Source organism: Variovorax dokdonensis (genome assembly GCF_030316895.1).
GTDB lineage: Bacteria > Pseudomonadota > Gammaproteobacteria > Burkholderiales > Burkholderiaceae_C > Variovorax > Variovorax dokdonensis.
The window spans coordinates 1,215,528-1,236,799 of sequence record NZ_JASZYV010000001.1 but is presented as its reverse complement, the minus strand read 5'-3'; the positions used below and the strand labels follow the sequence as shown (position 1 = coordinate 1,236,799).

Annotated in this window: 13 protein-coding genes; 6 read left to right on the top strand and 7 right to left on the bottom strand. The window is 66.6% G+C overall.

What is annotated here, in order from left to right:
- Positions 1 to 13: 13 nt before the first annotated feature.
- The 6 genes from QTH91_RS05705 to QTH91_RS05680 all read right to left on the bottom strand — a co-directional run bounded on the left by QTH91_RS05705 (position 14) and on the right by QTH91_RS05680 (position 6,058).
- On the bottom strand, positions 14 to 964 hold the full coding sequence (locus QTH91_RS05705; protein ID WP_286659036.1) for a branched-chain amino acid ABC transporter permease: 951 nt from the start codon (positions 962 to 964) through the stop codon (positions 14 to 16).
- 20 nt (positions 965 to 984) lie between these two features.
- The gene (locus QTH91_RS05700) at positions 985 to 1,857 is read right to left on the bottom strand and encodes a branched-chain amino acid ABC transporter permease (RefSeq protein WP_286659035.1); all 873 of its coding nucleotides are present in this window, start codon (positions 1,855 to 1,857) and stop codon (positions 985 to 987) included.
- Between the two features lie 195 nt (positions 1,858 to 2,052).
- Positions 2,053 to 3,219, bottom strand: a complete 1,167-nt coding sequence (locus QTH91_RS05695) for an ABC transporter substrate-binding protein (protein WP_286659034.1) — start codon at positions 3,217 to 3,219, stop codon at positions 2,053 to 2,055.
- Positions 3,216 to 4,025, bottom strand: a complete 810-nt coding sequence (locus tag QTH91_RS05690) for an alpha/beta fold hydrolase (RefSeq protein ID WP_286659033.1) — start codon at positions 4,023 to 4,025, stop codon at positions 3,216 to 3,218. Before QTH91_RS05690 ends, QTH91_RS05695 begins: the two co-directional genes overlap by 4 nt.
- A gap of 3 nt (positions 4,026 to 4,028) precedes the next feature.
- Entirely contained in the window at positions 4,029 to 5,585 is a 1,557-nt protein-coding gene (locus QTH91_RS05685) for a benzoate-CoA ligase family protein (RefSeq protein ID WP_286659032.1), read from the bottom strand.
- Positions 5,582 to 6,058 (bottom strand): DUF4863 family protein, encoded by a 477-nt coding sequence (locus QTH91_RS05680; protein ID WP_286659031.1) that lies wholly within the window; start codon positions 6,056 to 6,058, stop codon positions 5,582 to 5,584. The genes QTH91_RS05685 and QTH91_RS05680 overlap by 4 nt, the downstream gene beginning before the upstream one ends.
- Before the next feature lie 184 nt (positions 6,059 to 6,242).
- Between QTH91_RS05680 and QTH91_RS05675 the strand changes: the two genes are divergently transcribed.
- From QTH91_RS05675 to QTH91_RS05650, 6 genes are all read left to right on the top strand, one after another.
- Complete coding sequence (locus tag QTH91_RS05675; RefSeq protein WP_286659030.1) at positions 6,243 to 7,178, top strand: helix-turn-helix transcriptional regulator; 936 nt, start codon at positions 6,243 to 6,245, stop codon at positions 7,176 to 7,178.
- Positions 7,179 to 7,305: 127 nt separating this feature from the next.
- Positions 7,306 to 8,979, top strand: coding sequence for a 2,3-epoxybenzoyl-CoA dihydrolase (boxC, locus tag QTH91_RS05670; protein ID WP_286659029.1), 1,674 nt, complete (start codon positions 7,306 to 7,308; stop codon positions 8,977 to 8,979).
- A 44-nt stretch (positions 8,980 to 9,023) separates the two neighbouring features.
- A complete protein-coding gene (gene boxB / locus QTH91_RS05665; RefSeq protein WP_286659028.1) occupies positions 9,024 to 10,451 on the top strand; it encodes a benzoyl-CoA 2,3-epoxidase subunit BoxB in 1,428 nt (475 codons plus the stop codon).
- A 33-nt stretch (positions 10,452 to 10,484) separates the two neighbouring features.
- Entirely contained in the window at positions 10,485 to 11,768 is a 1,284-nt protein-coding gene (boxA, locus tag QTH91_RS05660; protein WP_286659027.1) for a benzoyl-CoA 2,3-epoxidase subunit BoxA, read from the top strand.
- Positions 11,769 to 11,799: 31 nt separating this feature from the next.
- Complete coding sequence (locus tag QTH91_RS05655) at positions 11,800 to 12,240, top strand: MaoC family dehydratase (protein WP_286659026.1); 441 nt, start codon at positions 11,800 to 11,802, stop codon at positions 12,238 to 12,240.
- Positions 12,241 to 12,345: 105 nt separating this feature from the next.
- Positions 12,346 to 13,620, top strand: a complete 1,275-nt coding sequence (locus QTH91_RS05650; protein ID WP_286659025.1) for a DUF2254 domain-containing protein — start codon at positions 12,346 to 12,348, stop codon at positions 13,618 to 13,620.
- Positions 13,621 to 13,629: 9 nt separating this feature from the next.
- Here QTH91_RS05650 and QTH91_RS05645 read toward each other — a convergent pair whose 3' ends face one another.
- On the bottom strand, positions 13,630 to 21,165 hold the full coding sequence (locus QTH91_RS05645) for an autotransporter outer membrane beta-barrel domain-containing protein (RefSeq protein ID WP_286659024.1): 7,536 nt from the start codon (positions 21,163 to 21,165) through the stop codon (positions 13,630 to 13,632).
- Positions 21,166 to 21,272: the final 107 nt, after the last annotated feature.

Sequence of the window (21,272 nt, the reverse complement as noted above, 5' to 3'; positions counted from 1 at the left end):
TCTTGTGGCCGGTTCATGCCGTGGCACGCGGTGAAATGCGCTGCGCCAGTCCGATCAGGCCCTTGGGCAGAAGCGCCACGAAGGCGATGATGGCGATGCCCAGCGTCAGTTGCCAATGGTCGGCCAGCGGTCCGACGAAGGCTTGCGTGGACAGCACTTCCTTGAGCACCGTGAAGACCACGGCGCCGATCACCGCGCCACGCAGATGCCCCAGTCCGCCAAGGATGATCATGAGCAGCACGTCGCCGGAGTTGTGCCACGACAGCAACTCCGGATTGACCACGCCGTCGCGCGATGCCAGCAGAAAGCCCGCCAGCCCGGCCAGCGCGCCGGCAATGACGAAAGCCGCGAGCTTGTAGCCGTAGACCGGAAAGCCCGCCGCCTTCATGCGCTGCTCGTTCACGCGGATGCCCGCCAGCGCCGCGCCGAAGCGTGACCTCCCGATCAGCGCCAGAAGCGCGTACGTGAACACCAGCGACGCCAACACGACGTAGAAGGTGGTCAGGCGGTTTTCCATGTCCAGCGCGCCGAGCACCGGCCGGATGTAGAGGTAGATGCCGTCGCTGCCGCCGCCGAAGTCGGTGTCGTGGAAGACGAAGAAGGCCATCTGCGCGAAGGCGAGCGTGACCATGATGAAGTACACGCCACGCGTGCGAAGGCTGAGGGCGCCGACCACCAGCGCATAGCCGCCTGCGCAGAGCATGGCCAGGGGCAGCAGCGTGGCGATCGATCCGCCCTCGTTGCCCGAAGCGAGCACCGTGGTGTAGGCGCCGATGCCGTAGAAGGCGGCATGGCCCAGGCTCACCAGCCCGGTCATGCCCACCAGCAGTTCGAGGCTCAGCGCGAAGATCGACAGGATCATCACCTTGACCACGAAGTCCGACGCATAGGGGCTCAGTTCGGGGCCGGCAACGGCCAGCAAGATCGCGCAGGCCAGCGGCAGGAAAGTCGAGAGGCGTTTCATGGGGTTGTTCTTCTTTTCGATCACGCCTTCTTGCCCATGATGCCTTCGGGGCGCCAGATCAGGATGATGGCCATCAGCACGTAGATGCCCACGCCGCTCAGCTCGGCGAAGAACACCTTGCCGAAGGTATCGACGAAGCCCACCAGCAGTGCGGCGAGCAGCGCGCCGGTGATGGAGCCGATGCCGCCAATCACCACCACCACGAAGCAGATGATGAGCACGCTCGCGCCCATGTTGGGATAGACCGAGCTCATCGGCGCGGCGATCATGCCGGCCAGCGCGGCCAGTGCCACGCCCGCCGCGAACACGATGCGATACAGCCGCCGGATGTCGATGCCCAGGCCGCGCACCATGTCTCGGTTGCTCGCGCCTGCGCGGATCATCATGCCGAGGCGCGTTCGATTGACGACGTAGTACAGGCCGATGGCCACCACGATGCACGCGACCGACGCGAAGATGCGATACCACGGATAGCTCATCAGATCGCCCAGCGCGAAGCTGCCGCTCAGCCAGGGCGGCAGCGGCACGCCGTGGACGTCGTTGCCGACCAGGATCGAGCGCAGTTCCTCGAACACGAGGATGAGCCCGTAGGTCATGAGCACCTGCTGCAGGTGGTCACGCTGGTAGAGATAGCTGAAGAACGCCCACTCGAGCACGTAGCCCAGCAAGGCCGTGAGCACCAGCCCCGCCAGCAGCATGACGATGAAGCGGTCGCCGAACAGCGGCGCCAGCGAGAACGCCAGGTACGCCCCGATCATGTAGAAGCTGCCGTGGGCGAGATTGATCACGCCCATGATCCCGAAGATCAGCGTCAGCCCCGACGCCACGAGGAACAGCAGCAAGCCGTACTGCACGGCGTTCAGGCACTGAACAAGAAAAGTCGCAAGATCCACCGTGTGGGGCCTTCAGTACAAAGAATTCGCGGAGCAAGAACCGCACCGCATTAAACCAACAGCGCGCCCCGGGCTGGCCCGCCGGGCCCAGCCCTTCGCGAACACCGCGCAACCGGCTTGGCCGGTCCGCAGGTGTTGCCCCCGTCAGGGGGTTGGCGTAGCGACACGAAGTGCGCGAAGACTGGGGGCGGGCAACTACATCCTGCATCCACGGGCAGGATCGGCCAGCCCCTTGACCGCGACACCCACCACCTTGTTCTCCATGCCGTCGACCTTGCGCAGGTAGAAGTCTTGCACCGGGTTGTGCGCCTTGCTCACGGTGAAGGCACCGCGCGGGCTATCGATCTTCGCCTTCTCGATGGCACCAGCGAATTCGGCCTTCTTGCCGATGTCGCCCTTCACCGCCGTCATGCCGGTGGCCAGCATCTGCGCGGCGTCGTAACCCTGCACGGCATAGACGTCCGGCTGCAGCTTGTACTGCGTGGCGTAGGCCGTGCGGAACGCGTTGTCGCGCGGCGTGTTCAGGCCGTCTGCATAGTGCAGCGTGGTGAGCATGCCCTGCGCCGAATCACCCTGCGCCTGCAAGGTGCCATCGGTCAGGAAGCCGGGGCCGTACAGCGGGATGTTCTTGTTCAGGCCCGCCGCCGCGTAGTCCTTGACGAACTTGACCGCGCCGCCACCGGCGAAGAACGAATACACCGCATCGGGCTTGGCCGCCGCAATCTCGGTCAGCAGGGCCTGGAACTCCACGTTCGGGAACGGCACCGTCAGGTTCTTGACCACCTTGCCGCCGCCCTTCTCGAAGCCTTCCTTGAAGCCCGCCACCGACTCGTCGCCGGCCGCGTACTTCCAGGTGATGGTCATGGCCGTCTTCTTGCCTTCCTTGGCGGCCACCATGCCCATGGCATAGGCCGGCTGCCAGTTGCTGAACGAGCTGCGGAAGATGTTCTGCGCGCACATCGGGCCGGTGACGGCATCGGCGCCCGCGTTGGGAATGATCAGCACGGTGCCGCTTTCCTTGGCGGCCTTGGCCATCGCCATCGCCACGCCGGAGTGGACGGTGCCGATGATCACATCGACGTTGTCGCGCTTGATGAGCTTGTTGACGTTGTCGGTGGCCTTGGCCGGGTCGGACTCGTCATCGACCTTCACGTATTCGATGTCGCGGCCGCCGAGCTTGCCGCCGAGTTCCTGCACACGCAGCTTGAAGCCGTTCTCGATGGCCACGCCCAGTGCGGAGTAGGTGCCGCTGTACGGCAGCATGAGGCCGACCTTGAGCGCGGGTTGCTGCGCGTGCGCGAAGGATGCGAGGCTGGCCAGCGCCAGGCAAGACAGGGCTGCACGTGGGAAGGAAAGGCTCATTGCGAACTCCAATGTTGGACAAACGAAAAGGTTGTAACTATTACCGTTTCCGGCTGATCCCGATGCGGGGAATGCCCGCATTCCGGAAGCTCCGCCAGCTGCACTGTCTTTGCACGAACCGCGCCCGAGGCGATGGCGCGGATCTGGGCCAGCGTGCCGTATTCGTCGCCGACGCCCTGGATGGCCAGCACCGGGCAGCGCACGGACGGCAGCTCGGACTCGATGTTCCAGGCGCGAAATGCCGGATCGAGCCAGATGCGGTTCCAGCCCCAGAACGCGGAATCGACGTTGTCGTGATAGCGGCTCAGGCGCTGCGGCATGTCGGTGGCGAGATAGGCCTCGCGCGCCTGCTCGATGCCTCGGATGGTCACGTCTTCCACGAAAACATGCGGCGCCATCAGCACCAGGCCCGCCACCCGCTCCGGAAACCGGGACGCATACAACAGCGAGATGGAGCCACCATCGCTGTGCCCCACCAGCCAGGGTGCATCGGCGCCCTGCTCCACGCCGACCGCTTCGAAAAACGCCGGCAGCACTTCATGCGCCTGGCGGTGCATGAAGTCCACGCCCCAGCGCTCGTCCTCGGGACGCGGCGACGAGCGCCCATAGGCCGGGCGCGAGAACACCAGGCCCCGAAAGCCTCCGGCATCGCAAAGGCGCTGCGGAAAGTCCTTCCACATCGCGACCGAGCCGAGGCCTTCATGCAAGAAGACGAGCAGCGGCGCTGAAGTGCGCTCGGGCGCGATGCACTCGTACTCGATGCGCACCGGTCGGCCGCGCCATTCGATGTCCGCGAATTCGGTCAAGGATCAAGCCCCCTGCTGCTCGCGCTCGCGCAGGCGGAACCGCTGGATCTTGCCGGTGGCGGTCTTGGGCAGCTCGTCCACGAACTCGATGAAGCGCGGGTATTTGTAGGGCGCCAGCCGTTCCTTCACGAAGGCCTTGAGCGTGTCTGCATCCACCGCTTGCCCGTTCTTGCGGACCACGAAAGCCTTGGTCTTGGTCAGGCCCTCGGCGTCGGGCGTGCCGATCACAGCGGCCTCCAGCACGGCCGGATGCTGCATGAGCGTGGCTTCGACCTCGAAGGGCGACACATAGATGCCGCTGACCTTGAGCATGTCGTCGCTGCGGCCGGCATAGGTGTAGTAGCCGTCGGCGTCGTGGCTGTACTTGTCGCCGCTCTTGGTCCATCCATCCCGGAAGGTCTCGGCCGTCTTCTCCGGATTGGCCCAGTACATCAGCGCGGCGCTCGGGCCCTTGATGTACAGGTCGCCCACTTCGCCCGGTGCCACGGTCCGTCCATCTTCGCCGCGCAGTTCGATCTCGTAGCCCGGCACCGGCTTGCCGGTGGTGCCATAGCGGATGTCCGCCGGGCGGTTCGAGATGAAGATGTGCAGCATCTCGGTGGAACCGATGCCGTCGATGATGTCGCACCCAAAGTGCTGCTTGAAGCGCTGCGCGATCTCCGCCGGCAGCGCTTCGCCGGCCGATGAGCACATGCGAAGCGAAACGGCATCGCGCGCCGGCAGTTGCGGCGAGGCCAGCATGCCGGCAAAACCCGTTGGCGCGCCGAAGAACACCGTCGGCCGCGTCGCGCCGGTCCAGCGTTTGAAGACGGCGTCGGGCGTCGGGCGTTCCGCCATCAGGACCACGGTCGCGCCAACGGTCAGCGGGAAGGTCAGCGCGTTGCCCAGGCCATAGGCGAAGTAGAGCTTGGCCGCGGAGAAGCAGACGTCGTCTTCCGTGAGCCCCAGCACCGGCGTGCCGAACAGTTCAGCCGTCCACCAGGGATTGCCATGCGAGTGGACGGTGCCCTTGGGCTTGCCGGTGGAGCCTGACGAGTAGAGCCAGAAGGCGTGGTCCTTGGGGCCGGTGTCCGCCGGCTGCGCGAGCGGCGCCTGCGCGCCGATGGCGGCCTCGATGTCCTGCGCGCCCTGCGGCAAGGCGCCTTGCGGCTGCGACACGAACAGGCTGCGCACGCGTTGCCCCGGCGCCTTTTCCATGGCGTCCTGCAGCACAGGCAACAAGGCGCCCGACACCATCGCCGTCGTCGCCTCGCTGTGTTCGAGCATGTAGGCGTAGTCCTGTGCCGTCAGCAAAGTGTTGACCGCCACCGGAATCACGCCTGCGTAGAGGCTGCCCAGGAAGCACACCGGCCAGTCGTTGCCGTCGAGCATGAGCAGCAGCGCGCGCTCGCCGGGCTTGACGCCCGAGGCCAGCAACGCGGCGCCAAGCCGGCGGGCGCGGGCTTCGAGTTCGCCATAGGAAAGCGGACCGCGATCGTCCAGGTAGGCCGTCTTGGCGGCGCGGCCGCGATTGAGCGAGAACAGGTGCTCGGCGAAATTGAAGCGGTCAGGCAGGCTCATTGGCTGGCTCCCTTGGTGAATTCGATCTTTCCTTCGGGCAGCAGATAGAGCACCAGCGCCCTGCCGCGCGACACCGTCGGGCGGTGCGCGGTGCCCGGGCCGTACACGCACCAGCCAGCCGGGCGGCTGTCGAACTGCGCGTCGCCTTCGAGCGGCATGATCAGGTCGATCTCGCCTTGCGGATGAACGTGGTGCGGGCCGGCGATGTCCTGCATGTCCACCACGTCCACCGAGAAGCGATGCAGCGCATCGTCCGCCTTGAAGACGCGGCCATAACGAATGCCGCCGCCCTCGCGCTCGCAGGCCCAGCCTTCCGCCACGCCGGCCAGGCAATCGGCCTTGATGCCCTCGTAGACGGCACTGCCGGGGCCGTGCGAGGCGTTGAGCCAGCGGTCGAGTTCGGCGTCGAGCGGTCGGCCGGCGAGCTGCGCGGTCAGCGCGGCTATGCGGTCGTGGAAGGCTTGCTTGGTCATCGTGGGGCGGCTTTGGTCGATGGAAACGCCGCTTGGCTTGCGGCTTCGAGCGGCGTGCAGTATCTTGCTTGCGGTGAAACGTTAAACACCGATCAAACCTGTGTCAAGCAATATAGTGCATGATCGGTGTTAACCCCGACCCGGCGCCGCCGGGTTCTCCCCAAGGCCAGACCGACGAGGCCCCATGAACGAACGAACCGACGAGGCCCTTCTGCTTTCCACCCAGGGCGCCGACGCCCCTGCGGGCGACGACGCCAAGAACCCGCTGCTCGCCGCATTGGGCGAACGCGTGCGCAACCTGCGCGCTCGCCGGGGCTTGACGCGCAAGGCGGTGGCACAGGCCGCCGATGTCTCCGAGCGCCACCTTGCCAACCTGGAATACGGCACCGGAAACGCCTCGATCCTGGTGTTGCAGCAGGTGGCCGGCGCGCTGCAGTGCCCGGTCGCCGAGCTCGTGGGCGACGTGACCACCGCGTCGCCGGAATGGCTGCTGATCCGCGAGCTGCTGCAGGGCCGCAGCGAAGCGGACCTGCGCCGTGTGCGGCTGGCCATCGGCGAGCTCTTGGGCAACGGCCCGCGCGACGCGTCACGTGGCCGGCGGATTGCGCTGGTCGGGCTGCGCGGGGCGGGCAAGTCGACGCTCGGCCAGATGCTCGCCGACGACCTGGACGTGCCTTTCATCGAGCTGAGCCGCGAGATCGAGAAGTTCGCCGGCTGCAGCGTGCGCGAGATCCACGACCTCTACGGCACCAACGCCTATCGCCGCTACGAGCGCCGCGCGCTGGAAGAAACGGTGCAGATCTACAGCGAGGTCGTCATCGCCACGCCGGGCGGCATCGTCTCCGACCCGGCCACCTTCAACGAACTGCTGTCGCACTGCACCACGGTCTGGCTGCAGGCCGCCCCCGAGGAACACATGGGCCGCGTGGCGGCACAGGGCGACACGCGGCCGATGGCGGCGAGCAAGGAAGCCATGGAAGACCTGCGGCGAATCCTGCAGGGCCGCGCCGCCTTCTATTCCAAGGCCGACCTCAAGGTCGACACCTCGGGACGCGACCTGGCCTCGGCATTCGCGCTGCTGCGAGAAACCGTCCGCGAATCGATCGACCGCAACGGCTGACAGCGCCGGGCCTGCCCCGCAGATGTAAGAAATCGCCAGAGGACTTGACGCGGATCAGAACATGCATAATGATGCATATCACGTTCCGCAGAACTTGCATTATTTTGCTCACACGGAGATTCCGGACATGACCGACGCCACGACCACGACCCAGCCCAAAGTCGACTACCGCATCGAGCCTTCGCAATACCGCCACTGGAAGCTGGACGTGGACGGCAGCACTGCCCGGCTGTCGCTGGACATCGCGGAAGACGGCGGCATCCGCCCCGGCTACAAGCTCAAGCTCAACAGCTACGACCTGGGTGTGGACATCGAACTGGCCGACGCGCTCAACCGGGTGCGCTTCGAGCATCCGCAGGTGCGCACCGTCGTCGTCACCAGCGGCAAGGACCGCATCTTCTGTTCGGGCGCCAACATCTTCATGCTGGGCGTCTCCAGCCACGCCTGGAAGGTCAACTTCTGCAAGTTCACCAACGAGACGCGCAACGGCATCGAAGACAGCTCGCGCCATTCGGGACTGAAGTTCCTGGCGGCCGTGAACGGCGCCTGCGCCGGTGGCGGCTACGAACTGGCCTTGGCCTGCGACGAGATCCTGCTGGTGGATGATCGTTCTTCGTCAGTCTCCCTGCCCGAAGTGCCGCTGCTGGGCGTGCTGCCCGGCACCGGCGGCCTGACCCGCGTGACCGACAAGCGCAAGGTGCGCCACGACCTGGCCGACATCTTCTGCACCAGCGTCGAAGGCGTGCGCGGCCAGCGCGCCGTGGAATGGCGCCTGGTGGACGCCGTCGCCAAGCCTGCCCAGTTCGCCGCCGCCGTGCAGGAGCGCGCCAGCAAGCTGGCCGCCGACAGCCAGCGCCCCGCCGACGCCAAGGGCGTCAAGCTGCCGCGCCTGGAGCGCCAGGACAGCGCCGACAGCATCGCCTACGAATACGTCACGGTGCAGATCGACCGCGCACGCCGCACCGCGACCTTCACGGTCAAGGCTCCTGCGGGCAAGCAGCCGACCGACATCGCCGGCATCGAGGCAGCAGGCGCCTCGTGGTGGCCGCTGGCCATGGCGCGCCAGTTGGACGACGCCATCCTGTCGATGCGCACCAACGAGTTGGACATCGGCACCTGGCTACTTAAGACCGAGGGCGACGCCCAGGCCGTGCTGCAGTCCGACGCCACGGTGCTTGCCCATCAAGACCACTGGCTGGTGCGCGAGACCATCGGAATGCTGCGCCGCACCTTGGCGCGACTGGACGTGTCGTCGCGCAGCCTGTTCGCCCTCGTCGAGCCGGGCTCATGCTTCGCCGGCACGCTGGCCGAACTGGCTTTTGCCGCCGACCGCACCTACATGCTGGTGCTGCCCGACGAACCCGATCGCGCCCCGCGCATCGCGTTGAACGAGATGAACTTCGGCGTGCTGCCGATGGTGACCGACCAAAGCCGCCTGGCGCGCCGCTTCTATGAAGAAAGCGAGCCGCTCGAAGCCGCCCGCGCCAGCATCGGCCAGATGCTCGACGGCGACGCCGCACTGGCGCTGGGCCTGGTCACCGCCGCACCGGACGACATCGACTGGGACGACGAGATCCGCATCGCCATCGAAGAGCGCGCCGCCATGTCGCCCGACTCGCTCACCGGCCTTGAAGCGAACCTGCGCTTCGCGGGCAAGGAGAACATGGTCACCCGGGTGTTCGGTCGGCTGACGGCCTGGCAGAACTGGATCTTCCAGCGGCCCAACGCCGTCGGCCCGAAAGGCGCACTGAAGGTCTACGGCACCGGCGAGAAGGCCGGCTTCGACATGAATCGGGTTTGACCCCCAGTCTTCTTATTCAATCTTCAACCTACGCAGGGCCCACCATGAGCAGCATCAACTACAGCGAGAAGATCCCGAACAACGTCAACCTCGGCGAAGACCGCACCTTGCAGCGGGCGCTCGAAGGCTGGCAACCGAACTTCATCAACTGGTGGGACGACGTGGGGCCGGACGGCTCCACCAACTACGACGTCTATCTGCGCACCGCCGTCAGCGTCGACCCGCAGGGCTGGGCCCAGTTCGGCCACGTGAAGATGCGCGACTACCGCTGGGGCATCTTCCTGAACCCGGGCGATGCCAACCGCGAGATCCACTTCGGCGACCACAAGGGCGAGAAGGCCTGGCAGGACGTGCCCGGCGAACACCGCGCCAACCTGCGCCGCATCATCGTCACGCAGGGCGACACCGAGCCGGCTTCGGTCGAGCAGCAGCGCCACTTGGGCCTGACGGCACCCAGCATGTACGACATGCGCAACCTCTTCCAGATCAACGTGGAAGAAGGCCGCCACCTGTGGGCCATGGTGTATCTGCTGCACAAGCACTTCGGCCGCGACGGCCGCGAAGAAGCCGAGGCGCTGCTGCAGCGCCAGTCGGGCGATCAGGACAACCCGCGCATCCTGGGCGCATTCAACGAGAAGACCCCCGACTGGCTGGCCTTCTTCATGTTCACCTACTTCACCGACCGCGACGGCAAGTTCCAGCTTTCCGCACTGGCCGAGTCCGCCTTCGATCCGTTGGCGCGCACGACCAAGTTCATGCTGACCGAAGAGGCGCACCACATGTTCGTGGGCGAATCGGGCGTCTCGCGCGTGCTGGCCCGCACCGCGCAGGTGATGAACGAACTCAAGACCGACGATCCGAAGAAGATCCGCGAGGCCGGCTGCATCGACCTGGGCACCATCCAGCGCTACCTGAACTTCCACTACTCGGTGACCATCGACCTTTTCGGCGCCGACCAGTCGAGCAATGCTGCCACCTTCTACAGCTCAGGCCTCAAGGGCCGCTACGAAGAGGGCAAGCGCGAGGACGACCACGTGCTCAAGGGCCAGACCTACAAGGTGCTCGAAGTGAACAACGGGCAGCTCGTCGAGAAGGAAGTGCCGATGCTCAACGCACTGAACGAGGTGCTGCGCGACGACTTCATCAAGGACTCGGTGGCCGGCGTCAATCGCTGGAACAAGGTGCTTGAAAAGGCCGGCATCCCCACGCGTCTGGTGGTGCCGCACAAGGCCTTCAACCGCCAGATCGGCGCGCTGGCCGGCATCAAGATGTCGCCCGATGGCAAGGTGGTGAGCGAGAGCGAATGGAACGCTCGCAAGGCCGAATGGCTGCCCACGCCCGAAGACTTCGCCTTCGTCGCGTCCCTGATGGGCCGCGTGGTCGAACCGGGCAAGTTTGCCAACTGGATCGCGCCGCCGGTGATGGGCATCAATCGCCAGCCGGTGGATTTCGAGTACATCCGTTTCGGCTGATTGCGTTACAAGGGAGGCACAAGGAGATTCACGATGGACATGGCCGTAGCCAAGACTGGCGTCATTCAGCAGCACCTGATCGACCCGGAGATCTGCATCCGCTGCAACACCTGCGAAGCCACCTGCCCCGTGGGTGCGATCACGCACGACGACAACAACTACGTGGTGCGCGCCGATGTGTGCAATGGCTGCATGGCCTGCATCTCGCCCTGCCCGACCGGCTCCATCGACAACTGGCGCACGATGCCGGTGGCCAAGGCCTATTCCATCGATGAGCAGTTCGGCTGGGAATCGCTGCCAGCAGAACTCACGCCGGATCAACTGGAGGCCGAGGGCCTGAACGCCGAGGTTGCCGAATCGGCGGCGCAGGCGTCCACGGCCGAGCCCGTTGCCGAAGCCGAGCCCGGCACCGTCTCCTTCAATTCCGCCCAATACAACGCGAGCACGCCGCCCTGGTCGGCCGCGCACGCATACACCAACCTCTATCCGCCCAAGAGCCCGACCACGGCCACGGTGGTGGGCAACTTCAACTGCACCGAAGCCGGCTACGAGAACCAGACACACCACATCGTGCTCGACTTCGGCACCATGCCGTTCCCGGTGCTCGAAGGCCAATCCATCGGCATCATCCCGCCGGGCACCGACGCCAACGGCAAGCCGCACCATGCGCGCCAGTACTCCATCGCCAGCCCGCGCAACGGCGAACGCCCGGGCTACAACAACGTCTCGCTGACGGTCAAGCGCGTACTGCAAGACCACCAGGGTCGGCCCACGCGCGGCGTGGCTTCCAACTACGTGTGCGACCTGAAGGTGGGCGACACGGTGCAGGTGATCGGCCCCTTCGGCAGCACCTTCCTGATGCCGAACCACCCCAAGTCGCACATCGTCATGATCTGCACCGGCACCGGCAGCGCACCCATGCGCGCCATGACCGAATGGCGCCGCCGCCTGCGCAAGAGCGGCAAGTTCGAGGGCGGCAAGCTGCTCCTGTTCTTCGGCGCACGCACGCAGCAGGAACTGCCCTACTTCGGCCCGCTGCAGTCGCTGCCCAAGGACTTCATCGACATCAACTTCGCCTTCTCGCGCACGCCCGATCAACCCAAGCGTTATGTGCAGGACCGCATGCGCGAACGCGCTGCCGACCTGGCGGAACTGCTCAAGGACGGCCAGACGCACTTCTACGTCTGTGGCCTCAAGAGCATGGAAGAAGGCGTGATGCTGGCGCTGCGCGACGTGGCGGCCGAAGCCGGCCTGGAGTGGGACACGGTGGGCGCCGCGCTCAAGCGCGAAGGCCGTCTGCACCTCGAAACCTACTGATGCCGATGGACCCGCGTTCCGTAAAGGCCGCATGAAGTTCGCCGAGTTTCATGCGGGCCAGGTGATCGAGGCCGGGCCTTACCTCGTCACCGAGGAAGAGCTGGTCCGCTTCGCCAGCGCCTATGACCCGCAGTGGTTCCATACCGATGCACAGGCCGCAGCCGAAGGCCCCTTCGGCGGACTGATCGCGAGCGGTTGGCACACCTGCGGCATTGCCATGCGGCTCGTTGCGCAGGCCGCGCTGGAAGGGTCCGAGTCCTTTGCCTCTCCGGGGCTGGACTATGTGAAGTGGCCCAACCCCGTGCGCCCCGGCGATTCGCTGCGGCTGGCAGCGCAAGTGATCGAAGTGCGGCGTTCGGAGAAGCGACCGACGCTCGGCATCCTTCGCTGGCAGTGGCGCCTCGTCAACCAGCGCGAGTTGACGGTCCTCGACCTGCTGGCCACCAGCCTCTTCAAGCTCCCCGCTGACTGAGCGTCACCCGCTTTCGCTCGCACGGCACGGGCGGGCGCGTAGGCCAAGTCCCGCGCGGCCGCCGCTGGTGCGCTGCTACGATGGCCCGGCCCGCCAGCACCAGCGATGAACCTCAAGATCCGTTTCCTGCTTCTTCGGTTGGCCCGCAAGACGTGGGTCCGTTGCACGCTGTTCTCGGCATTCGCCGTGCTGGCCGTGGCAATGGCCATCGTGATCGGCCCGTGGATTCCGTCCGACCTGGCGAAGCGACTGGGTTCTGACGCCACAGAAAGCGTCTTGCAGATCCTGGCTTCCAGCATGCTGACGGTGGCGATCTTCTCGGCAACCACCATGGTCTCGGCGTTCAGCGCCGTTGGCAGCAGCGCCACGCCGCGCGCCGCGCCATTGCTGATCGAAGACAGCACCATCCAGAACACGCTGGCCACCTTCATCGGCGCCTTTCTCTACAGCCTGATCGCGCTGGTCGGACTCAACGCGCAGGTCTATGGCGATGGCGGGCGTCTGGTGCTCTTCGGCTTCACCATCGTGCTGCTGGTGTTCGTGGTGGTCGTGCTGCTGCGCTGGATCGACTACCTCTCCAGCCTGGGCCGCATGAGCGAGACGATCCGCCGCGTCGAACGCGCGACCATCGGCGCGATCGAACAGCACCTGCCCAACCTGGGCGCCACGCCGCAGGCACCAGGTCTGCGCGGCCCGCACGAGGTGCATGCCGGCGGCACCGGATTCATCCAGTACGTGGCGATGGACGCGCTGCAGGCTCAGGCGGGCAAGCTGGGCTCGACCCTGCACCTGCATGTGCTGCCGGGCCAGTTCGTGGAGCCCACCATGGTCATTGCCAGCACCCAGGCGCCGCTGGACGATGCTGCACGCACCGCCGTGCAGGACGCCGTCATGGCAGGCGCGTCCCGCACCTTCGACGACGACCCGCGCTACGGCATGGTGGTGCTCGGCGAGATTGCCGCGCGCGCGCTGTCGCCGGCAGTGAACGACCCAGGCACCGCGCTGGACGTGCTGGCTTCGGGCGTCAGGATCGTGTCGCACTGGCGCCGCATCCAACGCGAAGCCGGGGTCACGTCGATCGCCTGGCCGGATGTGAGCGCGCCCGCGATGAGCCACGAAGGCTTCTTGCGCGACTTGGCTGAGCCGATTGCACAGTACGGCGCCAGCTCGCTGCGGGTCTCCGAAGCGCTGCTGCGTGCGCTGGGCACCGCCGTTCGCCTCGGGGGTGCCGATATGCAGGAACCTGCGCACCGACTCGCTTCCAAGGTCCTGGCGTGGGCGGATCTGGCGCAGCAACCCGCGAGCGAACGCGCTGCGTTGCTGGACGTGGCGCGCGAGACCGGCCTGTATCCGGCCTGCCTCGCACCCACGAGCGATTGAGCGGATCGATCACCAGCTGTACTTCGCTCCTGCCTGGATCCTGCCCGAGCGGTAGCCGTGGCTGCCAACTTCGCCCCCCAAGGCGCCCCATGCGCTGACCTGCTTGCTCAGGTTGACCTGCAGGCCCACCTTGACCTCGATGCGGTTCGACGGCAACGCGTCGCGAACCACATCGCCGTTGAAGCGCATCGTCGTATCGGCACCGTCGTGCCACCAGTTCAACTCCGCGAACGGGCGAAGCTGCCGAATGCCGACATCATCCTGGGTGTTGCCGTGCACCCGCACGCCCAGGCGCGTGGTGACCGCGCTACTGTCCATGCCCGAAATCACCGTGCCCGTGGCTTCGGCGTGATCGCTGGCGCGGTACGTCGACACGATCACCTGTGCCTGCGGCTCCACGTACATCTGGTGCCTGTCGTCGTCCAGCAGCTTGAAGGCATAGCCTGCTTCCAGCGAAGCGGTCACGCCCGTGGCGTTGTAGGACTCCCGTGCCAAGCCCTGGCCCTGCACGGTGCTGCGGTACTGCCCGCCCATGACCCAGGCGTCCACGTAGGGACCGGAGAGGATGTCCTGCCTGCCGTACCAGGTGCCGTAGGCGCCCAGGTTGTAGCCATCGACCTGGCCTTGGGCGATGCCGCGGCGGTTCCGATAGGCGCTGCTCATCTGGCCGAGCATGCCCATCGCGCCGATGCGGATGCTGCCCTCGCCGCCGTCGCCCAGGCGGATCAGATCGGCGCCGCCGTGCAGAAGGTACGAACTGCCATCGACCGTGCTCATCGGATCGACGCCATAGCGCTGGCTGTTAGTGCCTTCGACCCGCAGTGAGCCATTGGCATCGCTGGCGGCGCCCTTTCCGGGCAGTTGACCGTCCCGATCCACGCCGGGCGCCTGGCCCTGGCGATCACGCAAGGTGTGCATCGCCATCTGCCGGGCAGCGGCACGGTTGGCCAGGTAGGCGCCGACTTCGGGACGGTAGCTCGGCGCGGACGGCGCGGCGATGCCTGGATCTGTCGCCACATGGGTGGCGGCTGCACCCGTGTCTTCCGGCATGTCCGGTGTCGTTGCGTTGCCCGGGCTTTCCGTATCCGAAGTGAGGTACCAATCCTCGGCCTGCCCGCCATTGCCGCCACGCAAGAGGTTGTAGTCATAGGCGCCGGCCGCGAGCGTGCCCGTGCCTTTCCGATACCCCGTGGAAGACGCATCCAGATGGAAAGCATCGCTCGCGGTCGTGCCGCCGTTCAATGTTTCCACCACGCGGATGCCCTGCATCGTCGGCGCGCCAGGGCCACCTGCGCTCTGCACGATCACCGCCGTGCTGCCCGAGGCCCGTCCTCCCTCGATCACCAGCTTGTCGGTCGGTGATGCATCGTCGGCCAGCACGGTGCGAATGAGCAGCCGAGCGCCTTCGCCCACGTAGTTGCCCTTGACATGCAGGACGTTGCCTGGCGCGCTCTGCGAGGGGCCGGCAAGTTGCACCAGGCCGCGGTTGACCAGGCCTTGCGACAAGGTCAGCGTGGAGTTGGGCAGCACCGGAGCGACAGCCTGGGCTGCGGACGCTGCGGCCTTGAACGTTGGCGTGCCCTTGACGGCCACGGCAGCCAGGGGACTTTGCGCCTGCTGCGAAGGCAGCGCATTCAACGCACGGATGGTGCCCTCGTTGGTCACATGCCCGCTGACCGTGCCGCTGCCTGTGAGCACAGCGCCCTCGGCCACCGTCACCTCGCCCGCATTGGCCGCGCCGAGCCAGCGTGCCGGGTGCGCCGCATCGCCCACCATCAGCTCGCCCGCTTCGATGCGCGACGTACCGCTGTGGCGCACTGAATCGCCCACGCTCAGTGTGCCGCCGCCGCGTTTGACCAGATCGCCCGCGCCGCTCACCGCATTGACCAGTTCGCCTTGGGCTCCATCCACCGTCAGCACGCCCTGGTGGTCGATCGCTCCGCTGCCCAGCCCGGCCACATCGTTGATCCGAACCTCCGCACCTGTGGCGATGGTCGTGTTCGCGGCCAGCGCCCGATTGGCGCCTTGCACGTCCAGCACGCCCCCGGCGACGTTCAACCGCCCCTTGCCCTTCAAGGCGCCGGCGGAGATGCCGCCGTTGGCAATACCGAGCGCGCCGCCGTTGATGTCAAGCGTCGAGTTCGTCTCGCCATTGAAGGCACCGATGGTCTGCGTCTTGCCGTTCAGATCGGCGATTGCGGCGTTGGCGATGTCGAGCCGGTTGGTCTTGCCCAGGGCGTTGTCCGCCTCCAGGCGCAGCGTGCCGGTGGCCACCATGGTCTGGCCGCTGTAGTCGTTGCCCGGGTTGGACAGTGACACGGTGCCCGCGCCGGCATCGACCACCAGGCTGCCCAGCCCTGTCACCCTGGCCGACATGTCCGCACCCGCACCAGTGGCGCCGCTGTCCTGGCTCAGGCTCAGGCTGCGGCCTTGCTGCAAGTCCAACTGCGTGAGGCCCCAGTTGACGTACAGCCCGTCGCCCGGCGCGGTGCTCAGGCGATGGTCGTAGGAGCCCCTGGCCACGGTCTCGCCGCCCTGGGCAATATCAAGCAGACGGGCGGAAGCGATCGCGTTGCCCTGCTGATCCTGCAGCGCCAGACCGCCGCCATGGCCGGTGACGCGAGTCGCGCTCACCAGCCGGGTGCCGATGTTGGCGTCGTCCTGCTTCAAGAGGTTGACGCGATCGGGCGTGTCCTTGGGGCTCAGGTCGTAGCCGGCGGGTACGCTGACCTGCACGACGCCCGCGTGGCTGGCATCCAGAGTGCGGGCGGCGATGGTGGTGCTGGCGCCAATCTGGTCGGGAAGGTTCGCCGCAAAGCGCAGGGTGCCGCCGTCGATGTCCAAGCCCCCGATGCGCTGCTCGCCCTCGCCCACCGTGCTCACACTGCCCTCGCCGGCCCGCAGCGTAGCGTTGCGCAGCGCGCCCGTGTTCTGCTCTTTCAGCGCAAAGGTGGTGTCCCCCAGCGACAGCGTTCCGGTGAAATCCGCGCCGGTCGTGCCTGCATTGGCCACGCCGAAGTCGAAAGACTGCCCGCCACTGCTGGTGGTGACAGTGCCTGCGCCTTGCAGCGGGTTGTTCAGCGTAAAGGCGCCGACTGTTGCCGCCACAGCCAGCGTGCTGCCGCCGTCGATGACGATGGCGCTGCCGTCGCGGCCGTCGTCGGCGGCCAGCAGGGCCTGCTTGATGGTGACGACGGCACCGTTCGACAACCGCACGGTGTCGAAGTGTGCGATGGCGCCTGCGTCGTCGTAGGTGTAGCGCGCGCCGTCGAAGACAAGCTGGTCGGTACCCGAGACGCCGTCTACAGCGTCGAAGCTCGCATTGCCCCTGACCGTCACCAGGTCGTCGCCGCTGCCGCCATTCAGGGTGCCCGACAACGTCGACCCGTTGTCCAGCAGCGCAGAGTTGGCGCCTGCGCCCAGCGCCACGACGCCGGTGATGCGGCCCTGGTTGACGAATTCGGAGTCCTCGTCGCTCAGGGCCAGCGCATCGCCGATCGCACTGGCGGCGATGAGGCCGCCCCGTGCGTTCGTGAAGCGGCGGGCCGCGCCCGCATCGACCGTGGGCGCCAGGGCGCTGATGGAGGTGAGCGAGCCGCGGTTGATCGCCTCGGTGACTCCCTGGCGCAACACCAGGGCGGAGCCGCCGGCGGCGTGGCCGACGTCGACGCTGACGGCGGAGTCGACCTTGCCCGTGGTATTGGCCACCAGGCCCTGGCCGCCCGCGCCGCTGACCTTGATGTTCAGCGCCTCGGAGGCCGACAGGTCCAACGCATTGGCCGCTTGGCTGCCGTCGGCGTTCTGCAAGGCGATGCCGGTTCCGCTGCCCGCCACGCGGATCGTGCCGCTGTTGTTGTTGTTGATGCTGGCACCAGTGCGAAGCCCGATGCCGTCGGCCACGTCGATCGTGATCTCGTTCAACTGCAGGTTGCCGATCTCGGCCGCATTCTCGATGCCGTGGCCGGTGGCGCCCGGCGCATTGACGACGATGTGTGCGCCTTGCACCGTCAGGCCGACTGCGCCTGCGCTGACGAGCACGCCGTGGGCACTGCCGCGAGCTTCGAGCGTGCCCAGGCCGGCGCCGACAAGATCGAGGCTGGCGCCGCTGCCCAGTTCGACCGCGGCCTTACCGTCGATGGCCAGGATGGTGGCGCTGTTGGTGACCGACGAGTCCGCGCCTTCGACGTACACCGCAGTGCCGTTGGCGGTGAGGTTGCCGGCATTGTTCAGTTGCCCGGACTGCACGCGCACGGCCTGCGAGTTCGCGCCCGCGAGGACGACGCTGCCGGTGTTGACCAGGCTGCCCTGGTTCTGAGTGACGAAGCCGGTGGCGCCCGCATGAGAGGCGCTCACGGCCGTGGCGTTGGTCAGGGTCGAGCCAGTGCCTGTGGCCTGCTCGCTGCCGTCGAGTCCGTAGCGCTTCCCGTCGACGATGCCAGCCGTGGCGCCGACGCCAGCCAGTTCGATCTTCGCACCGGCGGCCACGGTGGCTTGCGCGCCGCCCGTCACCTGCAGGCCACGTGCGTCGTTGCCTTCGACGGCCAAGGTGCTGCCGGATTCGACGTGGACCGTCGCACCATCGGCGGCCTGCACGCCGGCGGCACCATCGCCTTGGAGCGTCATCGTTCCGCCCGTCATTCGGACCACGGTCTGCGTGCCACTGGCGCGAATGCCCACCGTTTGCCGCTCCGGCGAGCCACCCTGCAAGAACATGTCGCCAGAGGTCCTGACCAAAGTAGGCAGGGTACCGCTCGCGTCCTGTGCATCGATGCCCGTGCCGCCGTCGTTGACCGTGATGCTTCCGAAGTTGGTGGCTCGTGCACCTGCTTCGACCCGGATGCCCGTGGTGTCCCGGCCCAGGAAAGCGATGCTGCCGGTGTTCGCCAGTTCAGCGCCATTGCGCGCGATGTATCCCGTCACTTCGTCGAGCGCCGAACTCAGGGCCGCACCGCTGACCAGCAGCGTGCCGGAGCCGAACCCCGCCGCACCCGCCTCCAGGCTGGCGTCGGACAGCACGCCAGCGACAGGATCGCCGACCGCCGCGCCATCGATACCGTACTTCTGCCCGTCCACCACGCCCGCCACGGTGCCGACGGCATCCAGATTGACCATCGCCGCGGTGGAGATCTTGCCTTGTGCGCCGCCTTCGATGCGAACAGCGGTGGCGTTTCGGCCGGTCAGGCGTGCGTTGAGCGCTCCCGAGTTGTATGCCGACACGTCACTGCCCGTGGCGCCCGTCATGACCACCGCCGTTGCCCGTTCGCCCGATGCCAGCAACGTCCCGCCCGAGCCAGCGGCCGCGCGGTAGTCTGCCCCGGCTTCAAGCCGGAAAAGCGTCGACTCGTCCGTACTCACTTCGAACGAAGTGGTGCCGTTTCCCCTGATGCTGGAGCCTGGGCCATGGACGAAGTAGCCGATCTGCCCCATTCCGTCATTGAACCGGACACTGCCGCCCGTCGCGATGGCCACTGTCCCACCCTGTCGCGCATGCACGCCGATCGCGCCGTCGCCATCGAGGTTGACGGCGCCCGACACATCCACCCGCGATCCACTGCCATCGGCCCAGACTCCATAGCTGCGCAAGCCGCTGCCCGGGTCGAGGCCGCCGGCAACGTTGATCGAGCCGGAGGTCTGCGCCAACGCACTGCTACCGCCCGAGCTTTCGACCTTGATGCCCACGCCATTGACGCCATTGAGGTTGATCGTGCCGCGATTGAGCACGACGCTCGATCCGCTGTTGATCGCGTGCATCGCAATGTTTTCCAGAGGATCTCCGGGCGCACGGCCGTTCACTTCGATGGTCCCGGAATTGATGGCGGTGGCTCTGGTCGCGTTGGCGACCAGGAAGGCCTTTGCGTTCTGGGTGAGCGTGCCGACGACGATCCTTCCCTCGTTCACCGCCCGCGCCGTCTCGGTCACGCGAATGCCGACATCGCTGCCGCCGTTGTCGGCATTGGTGGTGTCGACGACCGCCTCGGGCGACGCGGCGTTGTACTGCGCTGCCCGGCCCATGTAGATCACCCCGGTCGGACTGTTGGTAAAGATCGCATCGCCGTTGGCGATGGCGCCGTAAGTCGTGCCATAGCTGGCCGTGTTGGCCACATCCACGTTGATGATGCCGTTGTTGACGGCCGCGGCCTTGGCCGACAGCTTCACCGCGTACTGCTCACCCGGCGTGGTGCTCAGGTTCCATCCGGCCACGTTCATGATGCCGTTGTTGGTGAACGTGGTGCCGGGGTCCGTCGCCAGGACGAGCCTGGCTTCGGTGTACTTTCCGTTGTAGTTGCCGTCCCGCGTGGTGTCCCAGCCGTTCTCCGCGTAGTAGCCACCCGACATGACCCCGTTGTTGAAGGCGGTGCCGCCCGAGGCCAGTCGCAGGCCGAGGCTTCCCGACGACGACATCGAGCCGCCCCGTTCCACCTCGAAGCGCCCGCCGTTGAAGACGCCGACGGTCGCGGATCGCTGGTCGATCTGCGCCCCCGCAAGAATCCTGCCCCGCGCACCCGCGCCGTCGACAAGAATGGAATGGCTGAACCCCCTCGGCACTGTGATTTCGTCGTCTGCGCTGAACGACACGCTGTACGCGTGGCTCTCCTGCCGCTGGCTCACCGCCTGATTGAAAGCCGCGTCATAGGCGGCCTGGGATTTCAACTTGCCCGCGCGCAGCGCTGCCACCAGCACGTCGTTGTAGGCGGCCAGTTCCTTCACGTTGGTGACGGTATAGCTGCGCCCATCGAAGCCCCTGAAGGTCCCGGCATAGACGGGCACGGTGACGTTCAGGTTGGCGCTCGTCGCACCGCTGGGCGCATAGCCGGCCACGAAGATGATCAGGTTGCGCGAGGCCCAGTCGACGCTGCTGCCATCGCCCCGCGCGATGGCGATGCTCGTGCTCTTGGCGGCCATGGAGATTGCGTTGCCGGCAGCCGCTGGCGCCCGGGTCTTGTCACCGATGTCGACCACACCGCTGGCGCCGTTGTGCACCGACAGCATGTTCGCGCCGACGTACTGCCCGTTTCCGACGTTGTTGTATTGATCCGCCCTGGCGGTGCCCCAGTTGGATACGGAAAAGCGAGCGCTGTCGTAGGTCGCCACGGTCAGGCTGCCGCCAGTGATGGGGTCGGGCGTCTTCACCCCCAGGACCTGTGCACCCAGGCTCAACTTCTCGCGCTCGTTCAAGGCTGGCACAAGCTCGGCAAACGTCGGGTAGACAAGGCCGGTATTGCCCAGCGCGATATCGCTGGCGCTGCCTCGCAATATCACCGACTGGCCTGCCCCATCCGCGATGGTGGCACCGGCCATGTCGTCGTGATCGAGCGGGTTGAATCCGACCGGACACACGCCCGCTACAGGCGAGGAGCCATCGCCGCAAGCAACGCCGGCTCGCGCGAGGCCCGAGCCACCGCTCGCCAAACACAGCGCCGCTGCGCCGAGCAATGCCCTGGCGATGGAACGGCTGGCACCCTTGCTTCGGCCCTTGCTGAACTCGGAAGCCGCAACCCAGGCATCACGTGCAGCGCACCAGACGATTCGATGAATCTTGTTCACTTGTTCTCCCTTGTGTCTCGCAGCGCAAGAAACTTCTCACAGGCTTGTGCGAAACCGCCGGGGATTGAAGCCGAACAACTCAGCTTTCCTTACCCGCTGTTTCTGCG